Source organism: Paenibacillus sp. sgz302148, from assembly GCF_056120465.1.
This window is the reverse complement of record NZ_JBVYOJ010000023.1, coordinates 56,863-72,611: the sequence shown is the minus strand read 5'-3', so window position 1 is coordinate 72,611 and position 15,749 is coordinate 56,863. Positions and strand designations below refer to the sequence as shown.

The window sequence follows — 15,749 nt, the reverse complement described above, 5'->3', positions numbered from 1 at the left end:
ATAAATAAAGGAGTACGAACGCAGCATGAGCAAACAAAACAACAGCAGCCGCCTTCCAAGGGCAAAAGGCATGGATACGGCGACATATTATACCCCGAAGGAATGCGCGAACAAAGTGAAGCGAATCGTGCTCCATCCGATGAACCGGACTATCATTCATGAATTTATCGCCATCATGGGCATGAAGGAAAAATTCGAAGCTCACGACGTGCCGATTCCGAACAAAATCGTCATGTTCGGACCGCCCGGAACCGGGAAAACGTTGTCCGCTTTTTATATTGCGAAGCAGCTCGCGCTCCCGCTTGTTCTTGTCCGATTGGATGCGATCATACATAGTCATCTTGGCGAAACGGGGAGCAATATACGCAAGATTTTCGAATATGCCAAATCGTCGCCATGCGTTTTGTTTCTCGACGAATTTGATGCGATCGCAAGGACCCGCGACAACAACGACGAAGTGAAGGAAATGGCACGGGTCGTCAATACGCTGCTGCAGTGTCTCGACGAATTCGATGGCGATAGCGTCTTTATCGCCGCGACAAATCTGGAGGAACAATTGGATCATGCCGTATGGCGGAGGTTCGATACACGGATAACGTATAGCCTGCCGACGACGGACAGCAGAAGGGAATATATTGGGCTGCTCACCGGGAAATTCGAGCAGGAAGAGGATATCCTCGACGAAACGGCGGAGCTTGTACAGGGGTGCAGCTTCGCCGAGATCGAGCAGGTTATTTTAAAGGCAAAACGAAAAGCAATCATCGATGACACCCCGCTCACCAAGCGGCTCGTCCATGAGGCATTCGCCGAGTATATGCAACGAGGGTAACGTTGAGCCGTATATTAAACAAAGCCGTCCTCTTGATTCTCCTCCGGTGAGGTGAGATGAAGAGGACGGTTTCGTTACGTTTTCGATTTCTCCGGTACTTGAAATGTTAGCATGCGGTACAGGATTACGGGCGAAGCATACTTCTGGCGAATGAGCGGGAGCGCCATGTACTGGCTGCGGACGGATACCAGCTTATCGTTTGCCGTGCGGTACTTTCCGTCGGGAAGCATCAGCCGGGCTTTGACATTATCCTCGATTTGCAGCTTCAACAGCTTGATGATCGTTTGTCGGATGACCGGATCCATAACCGGACACATAAGCTCGATCCGCCGCGACAAATTACGGGTCATCCAATCCGCGCTGGAGAGCCAAACCTCCGGATCGGCATTATTGTCAAAATAAAAGACGCGGGAATGCTCAAGGTAGCGATCCACGATGCTGCGCACCGATATATTCTCGCTTTGGCCGGGGACGCCCGGTCGAAGGCAGCATATGCCGCGGACGATCAAATCGATCTGAACCCCAGCCATAGAGGCTTCATACAAACGGTCGATCATATCCGGATCCGACAGTGAATTCATCTTGCCGATAATCCGCGCAGGTTTTCCGGCCGCCGCATTTGCTTTCTCCCGATCGATCAAGCTGTATATTGTCGACCGCAGGTCCGTGGGCGAAACCGCCAAAACGCTCGACTTTCGGTGCTGCCGCAATGCTCGAAGCTCTTCGAAAAGCTCCGCAATATCTTTTGTAATCGCCGGTTGCGAAGTGAACATGCCGATATCGGTATACAGCTTGGCGCTTTGCCCATTATAGTTGCCGGTCGAAATATGCGCGTAACGCATTGTTTCACCCGCTTCCCGTCGTTCGATAAGCGTCATTTTGGCGTGAATTTTTATTTCGATCCATCCATAGATCACATGACAGCCGGCTTGCTCCAGCTTTTTCGCCCAGGCGATGTTTCGCTCTTCGTCAAACCGTGCCTTCAGCTCGACGACAACCGTAACGCGTTTTCCGCTTTCGGCGGCTTGTACGAGCGCGCGCACGATTCGAGATTGCTTGCTTACCCGGTACAGCGTCATGCTGATGGATACGACGGAAGGATCCGACGCGGCCCCATGGATAAAGTCGTCGAATGCTTCAAACGATTCATAAGGATGGAACATAGCAACGTCACGTTGTTTTAACACGTCGAAAAACGATTTGTTCTTGAACTCCTTCGGATACATCGGCTTCGACTTGGCATATTTCAGCCGTTCGAATTCAGGTAAGGCGTTCGAAAAATTCATCAAAAAGCAAAGATCCAACGGACCATCGATCCATGCCGTATTCGATCCGACGTCAAACAAGCCGCGCAGCCGTTCGAAAGCGGCAGGATGAATGTCTCTCTCGACCTCTAGTCGAACGGGAGCTCCCCGAAGTCTTCGCGGAAGCTTGCTTTCCACTTCGTGCAGCAAGTCGTCCGCATGCTCCTCATCCAGCGGCAAATCGGCATCGCGAATGATTCGGAACAGATGCGCTCCTGCAACAGTCCATTGCGGGAATAAAGCGGGAATATAGGACTTGATTAACTGATCGATTAGCAGAAAAGCTCCCTTATGGCCATCGGCAGTCGGAGGGATCTCCATAAACCGGCCTGCCGGAGACAAAAATTCCATAATTGCAAATGCTAGTTTATCGAGCGAACGATCGTGAGGCATCAGAACAATCATATAATGTAAACGTTTCGCCCGAAGCTTGGAAATGGTTTCTCCATCTTTAAGCATCGCCGGTTTGAGATTGGGCAGAACTTTAACGGAAATATAATCGCCCGCTATTCGCTTCTGCTCGTCAGTTAGTTCCGCAAAGGATCTAAAACCGAAACCGATCGAATCAAGCTCGCTCAAAACTTGCCGGTATGCTGCATATTGGTCGGCAACCATCGTCTCTGTCGTTTGAATGATTCGATTCAATAATTTCTCGGGCGTATAGCCGCTAAAATCCGGCTCCAACGAGCCGTTCTTGACCCGATTGCGTATGCCGGCTACCCTGACGCTCATAAACTCGTCCAAGTTGGTCGAGAAAATCGATAGAAATTTGACGCGTTCCATTAGAGGCGTTTGCTCGTTTTGCGCTTCCTCCAGAACCCTGCGGTTGAATTCAAGCCAGCTTAAATCACGATTGATAAATTTATGGTGCACGATTCCTCCACAATATTGCCGAACCATACGTTATTTGCGCCTAAATAACCGGCCAAATATTCGAATCAGCTGCCATGTCGCGCTAACCCGGATTGTAATGGTTTCGGGTTCCTTTTCTTTTAACAATTGGCCCAAGCCCCCTTTGAGAAAAACACTCGCTTCCCATAAGGAAAGCGAGTGATTTTCATTTCAACCTACCCTTTGTCCGCCACCTGCGTAGAACGCTGTAAGAGCCGGTTATTGACCAAGACTTGACCGGCTTGATGACCGACCCGGCGTCCGAAGGAATTGCCTAATAATCCGCCGACGACAGACCCGACTACGGTCCCGACGCCGGGCATAATCGTAGTGCCTAATATGGCGCCGTATTCGATGCCCGCCATGACGCCAAGCGCGCCGGTCACATTTTCCGAGGTTTTCACGGCATAGTCGGATTTATTCATCTGACCGCTTGCCAAGCTTCGCGTATCCTGAAACTGGGAGATGCCGCCTGAAATCAGCCCGCCCCATAATGAACCGCCTTGCATCATTGATTTCACCGCCTTATCGCCTAATATGGGAGCTATCCGTATCTAGTATCCCCATATACGACTCATGGCTCTCTTCGTTCCGGTGGCGAAAATCTTCCATAGTCGGTCCGGTTGTTCTGGCCTTGATTTGATCGTTCATGTCGAGCAGCAGTTCGGTTCCTTTGACGGCCAGCTTTCTTACCGTTTTCCTGGCTTCGGGCGAAAAGGCCAGCACAAGGCCGGCAGCGGCTAACAGAAATCCGATCGGTGATTTTATCATGGTGTATAACCCCCTTTCTTGGGAGATGTTACCTTAGCTTCAATTACATTTTTTAATAATCGCTTCTTATTTATGCGCGCGTATGTGCGATTGTAAATTTCGCATAAAAAGGAGGGGGAGGGTCATAATAACAAGCACATGTTTAAAATTAAGGAGTTCTATGATGGAATACATAGCCAAACCAAGATTCGTCCGCATGCTGCCCGGCCGGATCCGCATCGAGATCGCCGGGCTGACTCGAAATCCGTCGGCGGCTCGCATGCTGACGGCACGGCTCTCGAGCGTACCGGGCGTTCGCCGGGTAGATCCGTGCATCATTTCGGGACGCACGTTAGTCGAGTACAATGAAAAGCTTGCGGATCCAAGGTCGATTGTTCGCGCAATCTACGAAGCGGAACAATGGATCGCGGGGCTCAAGCCGCAGGAAAATCAGGCGGAGTGCGCGGTAATGACGGAACCCCGGTCGGAACATCAACCGGAACTGTCTGATGCCGTCAAAGAAGCGGCAGCGGCGGGCGAAACGTTATCGGAACAGGAGTTTCTGGCCGAGCTAGGACCGATGCCGCTGCCGATGCAGGCGCCTGCACCCGAACCCGAACCCGAAGAAAAGGTGCCGCTCACGCTAACGGTAGCGATGGGTGGGCTTGCGGTATTGGGTGCGAAACGAATGCTTATGGGGAGCTCGGCCCTTGCCCGAAGTCCGCTTCCTTTTTATTTATCGGGCTTGGTTTCGGTCGTGACGGGTTATCCGTTTCTAAGGCGGGGATTTGAATCTTTTTCCCGCGACAAGAAGTGGAATTCCGATCTGATGTTAGGAGTTTCGGCGCTTGGCCTCGCCTTGGTGCGAGAAAATCTTGTCGTGCTGGCAGGGCTCAGCATCTTGCAGTTTGTCAACTGGAAGCGAAGCCGGCTGGCACTCGCTGATGGTCAAGAAGAGACTTTGTTATCGCCGGAAATTCGAGGCTATAGCGAGAAGGCCGGCAAATGGGGAGTCATGGGCGGAGCGTTAACGTGGGCCGTCACCCGCGACCCGTTGCGGGCAATCGCCGTGCTGCTGGCTGCAAACCCAAGACCGGCGACCGTTCCGGCGCATTTCGCTTGGCGTCAGGCGGAAGTCGTTTCCCATGAACGCAACTATGAAATGCCGATGAAAGGATCACTTTCGCAATTGGCAAGAACCGATACGATATTGGTCGAGGATGCATCGCTCATGTTCGACCGGGCGGAACCATCGGATAAGCTGCAATGCATTTCGAATGAGAACGATCGGGATAAAGTAATTTGCACCGCCGCTTCCTTGATAAAGAATATCGATCATCCGTGGAAAGACGACGTCTGGGAAGAAGCCAAAAGGTCATGCCGTACGATACGTTCGGCTTTTCACGTTACCGAAGAGGACGGCGGGCTAAGCGGCAAAATCAACGGCATGCGTGTGATCGCCGGCAATGCCGACTATTTGCACAAGTATGGTGTTTCAAGCGATACGTATTCCCTGGAAGCCAGGAGAATGATCCGCAAAGGCTTTTCCGTCATGTTCGTGGCGATGGAAGGACATAAACCCGAACCTTGCGTCGGCTTTATTGCGCGGAAACCGGAGACGACGGCGGTTAGCGATTGTGGAAGGCAGATCATTTCTTTGGCGAATCAAGGCTGGAAAATAGGGGTATTACAGAACAGCGCGGAAATCAGTGAAACGGAGCTCAGCGCACACGGCATCGATGCCGGTTGGCTGTCGCTCGAGCCGGGTGAAACGCTCGAACGTGTTGCCGCCTTGCGTCAGCAAGGGAGCGACATTCTGTTCGTTTCCGGCACGGAACGAAATGCGTTCAATGAATACTTGACGGAATCGGGCATTCCTACGATCATGCCGGACCAGCTTGCGCGAATATCGGAGACGGCGCAATATGCCAGGCATATCGACCGGACCGTACATGATCATCTTCAGTTCACGAAAAGCTGGAATGTGCTCGGTACCGCTCTGGCCTCCGTCGGAGCCATTAGCGCGCCGTTCGCGAATCTTGTTGCGGACGCATTGTCGCTTGTTTTTATTTCACGCGGGAAAAAAGCCGGTGAGGCGGAACCTGGAATCCATTCACCGGAATATTCGAGGGGTTTTCCAGAGATCGCCGCAACGGCGGAAAAGCTGAGTTGGCATGCCTGCTCGTGCGACGAAACGACGGGCCGTTTCCAGGTCGACCAACATGCGGGTCTTCCCAATGACCGGGTCGCTAAACTCAGAACGCAATATGGGATGAACTGCTTGGAAAGCAAACCGCCGAAGCCTTGGCTTGTAACTTACGCCGGGCAATTCAAGGAGTTTACGACGCTCGTGCTGCTCGGGACTACCACCTTCGCGCTTATTAGCGGCGGATTGGTCGATGGCATTGCCATGGGGGCCATATTGCTCGCGAATGCTGCTATAAGCACCATTCAAGAACGAAAAGCTGAGAAGGTCGTCGAGTCATTGAACCGGTTTCAGCCTCCACAAAGCAAGGTGATTCGTGACGGTCAGAAGCATGATGTTTCAGCGGCGGAATTAGTTCCCGGCGATATCGTCTATTTTGAGGCGGGAGACCGCGTACCGGCGGACATCCGGGTTCTTCATGCTTCGAACCTTCGCGTGAGCGAAGCGGCACTTACCGGCGAATCGCTGCCGGTGGACAAAAATGCGATGCCGGTCGAAGAAGACCTGCCGCTGTCGGAGCGCACCAATATGCTATATATGGGAACCGACATTTGCGGAGGAAACGGCACGGGTATCGTCGTGCATACCGGCATGGACACGGAAATGGGGAACCTGGTTGCGCTCTTGAAGCGAGGCGACAAAGAAGTTACGCCGCTGCAGGATAAAGTCACCTCCATCAGCAAGACGTTCGTCAAAGGAGCGCTCGCCGCAGGCGCGATCGTGTTCGTCACCGGTTTGCTGCGCGGCATCCCGATTACACAAATGGTATCGACGTCGATCGCGCTGGCGGCTTCGGCGATTCCCGAAGGCCTTCCCGTGACGATTACGATCGCGCTGAGCGCAGGCATCTTCCGAATGGCCAAGAAAAAAACGCTGGTGCGCAAATTGTCCGCTCTCGAAACATTGGGCAGAACGACCGTGATTTGCACGGATAAGACAGGGACTTTGACCAAAAACGAAATGACCGTCCGGGCCGTTGCTTCGGTCAATCGCGCATGGACCGTAACCGGCAACGGGTACGAACCGATCGGCGATATCCTGGAAATGGGAACTGAAGTAGCGTCCGGAGCAGGTGCGCTAATTCACGATAATAACGGCGGTACCGCTTCGCGACTTGAAATGGATCCCGAGCTCAAGCGGATATTGGAAATCGGGATATTATGCAATAATAGCAGGCTGGAGCAGCAAGAAGGGAAATGGATCGTCAAAGGAGATCCGACGGAAGGCGCGCTTTTCTCCCTTGCCGCCAAATACGGAATATCAACCGAGGACATGAACGGATGGCACCGAAGCTTGGAGGTTCCTTTCGACTCAAGCACCGGCAAAATGAGCGTAGTGTGCAAAGATACGCTGCAGGACCGGGATTGTTTGGTCTTAACCAAAGGTTCCGTGGAAGCTGTTCTTCGGCGGTGCAGCAAATATCAGAAGAACGGACAAACATTCCCGCTCGGCGAGGATGAGAAGCGGCTTATTCTGGAGCAGAACGAGCGATTATCGGCCGAAGCCCTTCGCGTGCTAGCCTTTGCCTACCGGCCGATCAATGCGGAGCATGACGAAACTGACATTGATGAGCAGGATCTGATCTATGTCGGGCTGGTGGGTATGGTCGACCCACCAAAACCGGAAGTAGAGGATGGCATTCGGCAGGCGCTTGATCTGGGCGTCAAACCTGTGATGATCACCGGCGATCACCCGATCACAGCGATTGCCATCGCCAAGCAGCTCGGCATTTACGACGGCACGCAAAACGTGTTGTCCGGCCACGAGATGGATCGGCTGTCGGATGAAGAGTTGAGCGGAATCGTGGAGGACGTTGCGATATTTGCAAGGGTGACTCCGGAGCATAAGCTCCGTATCGTAAAGGCCTACCAGAAACACGGCCATATTGTGGCGATGACCGGAGACGGGGTCAACGATACTCCTGCGATCAAGCAGGCCGATATCGGAATCGCGATGGGGGAAACGGGCACGGAAGTAACGAAGGAAGCGGCCGATATCGTGCTCCAGCACGACCACTTTACTTCGATAGTCGATGGAGTTAAGGAAGGCAGGTCGATCATCGGCAATATTCGCAAAGCATTAGGCTGTCTGCTAACCGGCAATTTGGCCGAAATTATCGTCACGAGCGCCGCCGTTTTGGTCGGGCTTCCGATTCCGCTTGTTCCGGTGCAGATTCTGCTCATGAACTTGCTGACAGACGCGCTGCCTGCAATGGTCCTCGCGATGAATCCGGGCAGCAAAGCCGATACGATCGAAAAAACCGATATCGTGGACGGATCGCTTTACCGGAAAGTCGTTACCCGAGGCGTTATGCTCGGAGTAGGCTCGCTTGGCTTATTTGCGGCCAGTCTCGCTGCGGGAGCGCCGATTGCGGTTGCGCAAAGCGTTGCATTTGCGACACTCGTTACTGGCCAATTGATCCAAACATTCTCTTGGCGTCAGGAAGGAACGGGACAAAGGGCAAGGGAGTGGACCAAGGACCGATTCCTGCTCGGCGCGCTTGGCATATCGGGGGCGGCACTGCTTGCTGCGCTATATGTTCCGCCGATCGCCCAATTTTTCCATACGGCGCCATTATCGCTTGGACATTGGATCCCGGTATTGACCGTGGCCGGTTCGGTTTCCTTATTATCCAAACCGGTTCTCGCGCTCGTCAACAAATCGGCGAATATGCTGCCGAAAGCAAACGTATCCGGTGCAGCGGCTTGATGCTGCTGCATCCGGATTTATTTCCCATGAACGGAGGATGAATATGCTGCAAAAAAATTTAGACAAAATCATCGTTGGCGCTGCGCTCGCCGCCGCGGTTTCCGTCCTGCTGCCCATCGCCAAATCTACGTTTCGGCCTTTGCTTGCTTCTTCCGAAACGGGTAGCGGCATCATGAACCGGGCTCGTGCAATGATTCGAATTGCACGCGAGGAAGTGGAAGACATTGTGGCGGAAGCTCAATTCGAGCGAATGAAGAAGAGGCTGGATCAAGAAATCTCCTCTCTTGAAACGGAGCCTGATCAGAAGTAGGAAGGAGTCCCTTATATGGAGGAAGAAAAAACGATCGAATTTCATTTCCGGCAGGCATTGTCTCATTTGGAATCGGCATTAAATCAGAGCATCAGGCAAGTACTTGAAAATCAGCGGGAAAAGGATGCCGTTGGAAAGAAGTGGGAGTTATTCTTGGGTGAGTTTTTGAGACTCATTCGAGAGAAAGGAAAACAATCGAGATTGAACTTGCTCTCCTGGATCACGTTTCCACGGATCGGGAAATAACCTGCTGAGATTGGCGAGATTGTAATTAACCGATGATACAAAATGGGTATTAACCGATAAAAACCGCGATAACCGCGGTTTTTTGTATGATCATCCGTTCGATTGGTGTTTCGTTCTGCCATAGCGGTCAACAACGGCTACGTATACCCATAACAGGAAAGGAAAAACAATCGCAAATGCTAACCCCAAACGCCCCATGTAGGCGATCATCTTTTCATTTTGCTCAAATGTGGGAGCATAGATGAAATACGTTATTACCAGAATCGATAAATAAATAAATAAATGTTGACGATGGTCTTTTTTTCCGAGCAGCCAGCTGGATGTAAATACACAACAATAAGAAAAAGGTACCCACGTTAAGGCCATGATGAGCAAATAAAAAGCTAAATATACAATATCGAACCGCTCCATAAAAGGAAATTCAATGACCTTCAGCATTTGAAGGGCCGGTTCTTGAGTTTCTTTGATCTGGTCCGGGCTATAGAAAATCAGATAGGCGATGTTTATCGTTAAATATACAAGCATGGCCAACGTATTCGCGATAACGATTCCGGCTCCTGCATGAGCTTTATGTTTCAAGAACGGATATAAAATAAACGTCATTTCAAATCCAAGAAACGTAAATATCATTTCCGGAGTCGCGGTAAAAACCGGGATCCACCCTTCCTTGAGTACAGGAAGGAGATGCAGCCAGCCCGAGTCCTGAAGATTATATATAAAAATTAAAGGCATCCAGCATGACATGAAAAAAACGATTTCCGCATATCTGCCTTGAACGCGGATACCGTTTCGGGCGATAAACCAAAACGGAATGATAAGCAGTAATGCAATTACGAGGTCAGGCGTTTGCGGCAACAAAATCTTGATATACAGAACAGTTCTGGTGAAAACAACATAGGTGAAATAGGCAAAGTAGAGAGCGACGAGCACAGCTCCGGCTTTTCCTAACCATTTCCCTCCATAGTGCTCCAGAAGATCGAGCAATGTCCCGTTCGGATAGTGCTTCATTGCTTGAACGATGATTAAACTTGCAAACGTAACAAGAATCCAACCCAATATGACGGAGATCCAGCTGTCGGTTCCCGCGAATTGAACCACATTGGACGGAAACGGAAGCACGCCGACCCCCAGTTCCGATGTAAAAATCAGAAAAATATATTGAAAAAGCGTAATTTCGTTAAAAGCATATTTCTTCATCTAAATTCTCCCGGGACATGTTAATATTAACCATGCCCAAGATGCAAAGGAATTATGAATGAGCAGTCCGGCGAAAGTTGAAAAACTTGCCATCCATCGCGTGTTATTGGCAACAAATGTGATATGATAGACTCGTTCTTGACTCATGTAGGGAGAGGAGTCTGTCTATTGTACTCATTGAGCGAATTGAACCGGAACGGAATGCCGCACTTGCTCGATGGCATTTCAACACAGAATGACTGGGAACTTAAGCTGGATCACATCCGCCGAGTATGGCTTGATTATATCGGCGAACTGCCCGCACGGGTACCTACGAATGTCCGTGTGTTGTCCCAAGTGACGCTAGACGATCATATCCGGCAGCATATCGTATACGATACCGTATATGGGGATCGTATCACCGCATTTTTATTGATCCCGTCGTCCAACGGCGAAATGCCGAACAGTGCGGCCCGTTATCCTGCCGTACTCGCACTGCACCCGACGAACCGCAACGGCAAAGAAGACATTGCCACGTATCCGGGGAAGAAGGACCGCACCTACGCGGTCGAACTGGTCCAGCGCGGGTATGTCGTGCTGGCGCCGGACGCGCTCACGGCCGGCGAACGCATATACCCCGGCCACGAACCGTTCCAAAGCGGACCGTTCTATGAGCAATATCCCGAATGGACAACCGTCGCCAAAAATATGACCGACCACATGCATGGAATCGATGTGCTCGTCGGCCTTGCGTATGTCAATGCCGAGGCGATCGGCGCCATCGGCCATTCATTCGGTTCGTACAACGCTTATTTTCTCGCCGGCTTCGACAAGCGAGTGAAGGCGATCGCGGCAAGCTGCGGCGTCAGTCCGTTCGCCGGGGATCCGCATCCGGAGCATTGGGGCGTCCGTGCCGACTGGTACACGCACATTCCAAAAATGACGCCGGAACTTACACGGGGACGCGTGCCATTCGAATTTCACGAGATTATCGCGTTTTGCTGCCCGACGCCGTACTTCAATTATTCGGCCCAAGGCGATCAAATTTTCCCACATTGGAAATCGATCGGCGACGCCATGTTCGAACTCGCAACATTGTACGATTGGCACGGCGCGGGGGACCGCTTCGTCTCGATGCTCGGTTCGGGCCCTCATGATTTTCCGCCGCTTGTTCGCCAAATGGCCTATTCGTTTCTCGATCGCTGGCTCAAGTGACGGAGGTTCCAAGATCGCAAGAAGCTTATGCGGCACACCCTGATTCAATCGAGGGTGTGTCTTTGTTTTATTTTACCAATACAAAGGAAAGAATGGAGGTATCGATCACTTCATTGCTCGAAGGAGTTCTTATGAATGGAACTATTTATCACGATATTGATTTTCCTTGCTTTGGTCGGGGTGTCCAATGTCATTAATCATCTGCTCCCGTCCGTACCCGTTCCGATTATTCAAATTGCGCTCGGCAGTGCCATTACGTACTTCACGGAGTTTCATCTCGAATTGGAGCCGGAGCTCTTCTTCGTCTTGTTCATCGCTCCGCTCTTGTATAACGATGGAAAAATGACGCCAAGAAGCGAACTATGGCGTCTCCGGGCGCCTATTCTTTTGCTGGCGGTAGGCTTAGTATTCGTCACTGTGTTTGTCGGAGGGTATATCATTCATTGGATGATCCCTTCGATGCCGCTTCCGGTCGCGTTCGGACTCGCATCCATATTATCTCCGACGGATGCCGTTGCCGTCGGCGCATTGGCCGGCCGAATCCATTTGCCGAAAAGCTTGATACATTTGCTGGAAGGCGAAGCCTTGATGAACGACGCTTCGGGCCTTGTCGCTTTTAAGTTCGCGATTGCCGCTGCGGTCACGGGTGTTTTCTCGTTATCGAAGGCGAGCGTCAGCTTCCTCGTGATTGCCATTGGAGGCTTGGCCGTTGGAGCGATACTGGCCATGATCATTACCGGAATACGCTGGATGCTTCGCCGATCGGGGCTTGAGAATGAGACGATGCACATGCTGATCCATATCCTGACTCCGTTCGCGCTGTTTCTGGCAGCCGAAGAGCTTGGATTGTCCGGTATTCTCGCTGCGGTTGCCGGCGGTGTCATGCACGCGATTGAACGCGATCAATCCCTCTCCATAAAATCTCGGTCCAGAGAGCTTACGGACAATACATGGACGATCATCGTTTACTTGCTAAACGGACTTGTCTTTGTCATTCTCGGCGTTCAGCTCCCTGGCGTGTTCCGAACGGTATTCAAGAGTCCTGACTATAACAATTTCGACGTCATCGTATATGCTTTGGTCATATATATCCTTCTTATCGTACTGCGTTTCCTGTGGGTCTATGTTTATTCCGCAATCAGCAAGGGAAACAAAGCTTCCTTTAAAATAATTGCAATGACCTCGCTATCCGGTGTTCGCGGCGCGCTGACGCTTGCCGGCGCCTTTACGATCCCATTAGTGATCGAGAACGGCGATCCATTTCCGGAACGAAGCCTGGTCATCTTCCTCGCAGCTTTCGTTATCCTGCTGTCTTTGCTTGCGGCGAGCGCCTTATTGCCTTTGTTAGCCAAACCGAAAGGAATGAGCAAAAACGAGGAGAGCGCTCAGCAGGAGCATGAAGGCCAACTCAGGATGATGCGATCCGCAATTCAAGCGGTTCGCCATGCCATAACCGAAGAGAATGAAGGAGAAGCTTCGGCGGTCATCTCCGAATACGGCAGATGGATCAGACAGTCCCAGCTGAACGAGCGAAGACAGAGGAGTGAGCAAGAGGTCGCGATTCGAATCGTAGCTCTTGAAATTGAACGCGATTGTATACACCGGCTGTTGGCAGGCGGGGAAATTAGCGAGCGGCATGCCGAGATGGCTTTGAAAAGCTTGGAAGAAATCAAACTTCTCGTGTCGGGGCGGATGAATCCCTTGTCCATTGTTTTGAAACGATTAACAAGAGGAATCAGACGATTGTTGTTCAAAAAAGAATCAGAAATATCCATCTCCGATCGGGAAGCGATCAGAAAGATTAAACTTCAAACGAGCAGTGCGGTAATCGAAGCCTTGGAACAAAAAAGCCTTTCAGCGAACCGGAGTGAGGCGTCTGAAATGATCCAGCATTACCGCTTCCTGAAAGATAAATATTCGGCGCCTTATCGCGTTTCGCAAGGCAATGAACAAATCAAAAGCGACCTGCAATGGATTGCTATTCAAGCGGAGCGGGACGAGGTCCAGTCGATGTACGGCCGAAACGAAATTACCCGGGAAGTCGCTAACGTACTGAGGCGGAATATTCGTAGCCGAGAAGCTTTTATGCTCGAGAATGATTAAGGATCCGGAATAAGGATCCGCGCATGTCACGGATTTTCCCTTTACCCTCTGCGATTCTAAATATAAAATGGATCAAAGAGTACGTTTAGGGGAGGACGGACATGGGCGAGAGAAGGCGATTGTATTCGATTGGACAAACGGCGAAAATTTGCGAGATATCCATACAAACGCTTCATTTTTACGATAAAATCGGACTGGTTAAGCCGGCGGAAGTCGATCCGATTAACGGCTATCGTTTCTATTCCAATCAGGACATGATGCAGATCAAAATTATTCAAGACTTGCGTTCCCTTCATTTCTCGCTGGACGAAATTTCGGATATGCTGAAACGATGGACGACCGATCATATCGTCCGCATGATGCGAAGCAAGAAGGATGAGGCGATCGAAAAGCTGCGTACGCTGGAAGCGGCGATTGCGACGATCGACAAACGGATCGAGCATTTTGAAATGCAGCAGACGCTTCGCCGAACGTTCGAGCAGGTCGATGTATATATCGAATTTAAGAAGCTTCCCGATCGCTTGGCAATTTCGGAACGAAAACGTTCCGCCTGTGACTTTGATGCGTTTATCCTTCGTTTCACCGAACTGTTCGGACTGTTGAAACGACAAGGGATCGAGCCAAGCGGCAGCATCATGACGATCTATCACGAATCGATTCTCGAATTCGACCGCAGCGATGCCGATCTTGAATGCTGCATCCCGATTGCCGCTGCAGCCGATGACGATCCGTTGATGCGGATCATTCCAGGCGGTTTCTTCCTATGCGCGAGCTATTGCGGCATTCGTAACGAGGCGTCGTGCAAGGAGGTGTATACGAGCTTGCTCGCTTGGATGAGCGATTACGGATACGCGGAGAACGGTCCTGTGATCGAACAATACGTGATGGAGTTCGCGAATATTATACAACCGGAAGAAATGATCGTGGAGATGCAAATTCCGGTGAAAAAAGTATTGACCCTATAGTTGCAATAGGGTTTATTTTTTTGGATGTAGGAGTGAATTTGCCAAGTAAAGCGAGGGATAAACGATGCATGTCATATTAGGAACGGGACCGCTCGGATTAGCGGTCATGCGGGAGCTTGTTCGCGTAGGAAAACGGGTAAGGATGGTCAACACTTCGGGTTTGGCCAAGGTGCCGGACGGAGTCGAGCTGGCGAAAGCCAATTTGTACGACATCGAGGATGCGAAAGCGGCGATGCATGGAGCCGACGTTGTGTTTCAGTGCGCGCAGCCGCCTTATCACAAGTGGCCGGAGCTGTTTCCGAGGCTGCAGGAAAGTATGATGGCCGGAGCCGTCGCCGCACGGGCGAAGGTCGTCGTCGCCGATAATTTATACATGTACGACGAGGTCGACGAAGAAATCCACGAAGAACTGCCGTATCGTGCGCAAACGAAAAAAGGACGCGTCCGTGCGGCGCTCGCCGACCGCTGGATGAAGGCGCACCGGGAGGGGAAGCTGGAGGTAGTTATCGGGCGCGGATCGGACTTTTTCGGGCCGCATGTGACGGACTCCACCGTTGGCGATATGCTGTTCAAACCGGCTGTCGCCGGGAAGAAGTGTATGCTCATCGGCAATCTTGACATGCCGCATACGCTGACGTATATCGAGGACTTCGGCAAAGCGCTGGTTACGCTTAGCGGTCATGATGACGCATTCGGTCAAGCGTGGCATGTGCCGAATGCGGGAACCGTCACGCGGCGGCAGTTTGCCGAGGCGGCTTACCGGGCTGCAGGCTTTCCGCCCAAAGCGGGCGCAATGAGCCGAACCATGCTGCGGATCGGCGGTTTGTTTATCCCGGCCGCACGTGAATCCATCGAAATGCTGTATCAATTCGACAAGCCGTTCGTCGTGAGCAGCCGCAAGTTCACCGAACGGTTCAACATGCAAGCGACGCCGCTGGACGAGGCGATCCGCACAACCGTGGCGTGGTACCGTCAAGCCAAAGGGTAAAGTGATGTGCCGAAAGCGGTTCAAAGGTATTCCAATACAACATGCCATCTCATGGTT

12 protein-coding genes are annotated in these 15,749 nt (G+C 51.5%); 8 read left to right on the top strand and 4 right to left on the bottom strand.

What is annotated here, in order from left to right:
- Window positions 1-25 precede the first annotated feature (25 nt).
- Window positions 26-829, top strand: coding sequence for an AAA family ATPase (locus tag AC0LWM_RS27325; RefSeq protein WP_474678198.1), 804 nt, complete (start codon window positions 26-28; stop codon window positions 827-829).
- Window positions 830-903: 74 nt separating this feature from the next.
- Here the strand turns inward: AC0LWM_RS27325 and ppk1 are convergent, their stop codons facing one another.
- From ppk1 to AC0LWM_RS27310, 3 genes are all read right to left on the bottom strand, one after another.
- On the bottom strand, window positions 904-3,006 hold the full coding sequence (ppk1, locus tag AC0LWM_RS27320; protein ID WP_474678197.1) for a polyphosphate kinase 1: 2,103 nt from the start codon (window positions 3,004-3,006) through the stop codon (window positions 904-906).
- Window positions 3,007-3,200: 194 nt separating this feature from the next.
- Entirely contained in the window at window positions 3,201-3,536 is a 336-nt protein-coding gene (locus AC0LWM_RS27315; RefSeq protein ID WP_474678219.1) for a hypothetical protein, read from the bottom strand.
- Window positions 3,537-3,549: 13 nt separating this feature from the next.
- Complete coding sequence (locus tag AC0LWM_RS27310) at window positions 3,550-3,795, bottom strand: hypothetical protein (RefSeq protein WP_474678196.1); 246 nt, start codon at window positions 3,793-3,795, stop codon at window positions 3,550-3,552.
- Between the two features lie 163 nt (window positions 3,796-3,958).
- On the opposite strand from AC0LWM_RS27310, the gene AC0LWM_RS27305 reads away from it, so the two are divergent.
- From AC0LWM_RS27305 to AC0LWM_RS27295, 3 genes are read left to right on the top strand one after another with little or no spacing between them, the layout of a single operon-like run.
- Entirely contained in the window at window positions 3,959-8,689 is a 4,731-nt protein-coding gene (locus AC0LWM_RS27305) for a cation-translocating P-type ATPase (RefSeq protein ID WP_474678195.1), read from the top strand.
- Window positions 8,690-8,732: 43 nt separating this feature from the next.
- The gene (locus AC0LWM_RS27300; RefSeq protein ID WP_474678194.1) at window positions 8,733-8,999 is read left to right on the top strand and encodes a DUF5132 domain-containing protein; all 267 of its coding nucleotides are present in this window, start codon (window positions 8,733-8,735) and stop codon (window positions 8,997-8,999) included.
- Between the two features lie 15 nt (window positions 9,000-9,014).
- Window positions 9,015-9,245: a hypothetical protein gene (locus AC0LWM_RS27295; protein ID WP_474678193.1), complete on the top strand. Its 231-nt coding sequence runs from the start codon at window positions 9,015-9,017 to the stop codon at window positions 9,243-9,245.
- Window positions 9,246-9,335: 90 nt separating this feature from the next.
- Here the strand turns inward: AC0LWM_RS27295 and AC0LWM_RS27290 are convergent, their stop codons facing one another.
- Window positions 9,336-10,442, bottom strand: coding sequence for a GerAB/ArcD/ProY family transporter (locus AC0LWM_RS27290; protein WP_474678192.1), 1,107 nt, complete (start codon window positions 10,440-10,442; stop codon window positions 9,336-9,338).
- A gap of 168 nt (window positions 10,443-10,610) precedes the next feature.
- On the opposite strand from AC0LWM_RS27290, the gene AC0LWM_RS27285 reads away from it, so the two are divergent.
- From AC0LWM_RS27285 to AC0LWM_RS27270, 4 genes are all read left to right on the top strand, one after another.
- On the top strand, window positions 10,611-11,636 hold the full coding sequence (locus AC0LWM_RS27285) for an alpha/beta hydrolase (protein ID WP_474678191.1): 1,026 nt from the start codon (window positions 10,611-10,613) through the stop codon (window positions 11,634-11,636).
- Between the two features lie 135 nt (window positions 11,637-11,771).
- Window positions 11,772-13,739, top strand: a complete 1,968-nt coding sequence (locus AC0LWM_RS27280; protein ID WP_474678190.1) for a Na+/H+ antiporter — start codon at window positions 11,772-11,774, stop codon at window positions 13,737-13,739.
- A 101-nt stretch (window positions 13,740-13,840) separates the two neighbouring features.
- Window positions 13,841-14,704 carry a MerR family transcriptional regulator gene (locus tag AC0LWM_RS27275; RefSeq protein WP_474678189.1) on the top strand — a complete coding sequence of 288 codons (864 nt, stop codon included), beginning with the start codon at window positions 13,841-13,843 and terminating at the stop codon, window positions 14,702-14,704.
- A 64-nt stretch (window positions 14,705-14,768) separates the two neighbouring features.
- Window positions 14,769-15,692, top strand: a complete 924-nt coding sequence (locus AC0LWM_RS27270) for an NAD-dependent epimerase/dehydratase family protein (protein ID WP_474678188.1) — start codon at window positions 14,769-14,771, stop codon at window positions 15,690-15,692.
- Window positions 15,693-15,749: the final 57 nt, after the last annotated feature.

Excerpts from the sequence above, each read along its gene's own strand:
- AC0LWM_RS27325 (WP_474678198.1), top strand. The coding sequence starts at position 26 with ATGAGCAAACAAAACAACAGCAGCCGCCTTCCAAGGGCAAAAGGCATG.
- AC0LWM_RS27315 (WP_474678219.1), bottom strand. The coding sequence starts at position 3,536 with ATGATGCAAGGCGGTTCATTATGGGGCGGGCTGATTTCAGGCGGCATC.
- AC0LWM_RS27310 (WP_474678196.1), bottom strand. The coding sequence starts at position 3,795 with ATGATAAAATCACCGATCGGATTTCTGTTAGCCGCTGCCGGCCTTGTG.
- AC0LWM_RS27305 (WP_474678195.1), top strand. The coding sequence starts at position 3,959 with ATGGAATACATAGCCAAACCAAGATTCGTCCGCATGCTGCCCGGCCGG.
- AC0LWM_RS27300 (WP_474678194.1), top strand. The coding sequence starts at position 8,733 with ATGCTGCAAAAAAATTTAGACAAAATCATCGTTGGCGCTGCGCTCGCC.
- AC0LWM_RS27295 (WP_474678193.1), top strand. The coding sequence starts at position 9,015 with ATGGAGGAAGAAAAAACGATCGAATTTCATTTCCGGCAGGCATTGTCT.
- AC0LWM_RS27290 (WP_474678192.1), bottom strand. The coding sequence starts at position 10,442 with ATGAAGAAATATGCTTTTAACGAAATTACGCTTTTTCAATATATTTTT.
- AC0LWM_RS27280 (WP_474678190.1), top strand. The coding sequence starts at position 11,772 with ATGGAACTATTTATCACGATATTGATTTTCCTTGCTTTGGTCGGGGTG.
- AC0LWM_RS27275 (WP_474678189.1), top strand. The coding sequence starts at position 13,841 with ATGGGCGAGAGAAGGCGATTGTATTCGATTGGACAAACGGCGAAAATT.
- AC0LWM_RS27270 (WP_474678188.1), top strand. The coding sequence starts at position 14,769 with ATGCATGTCATATTAGGAACGGGACCGCTCGGATTAGCGGTCATGCGG.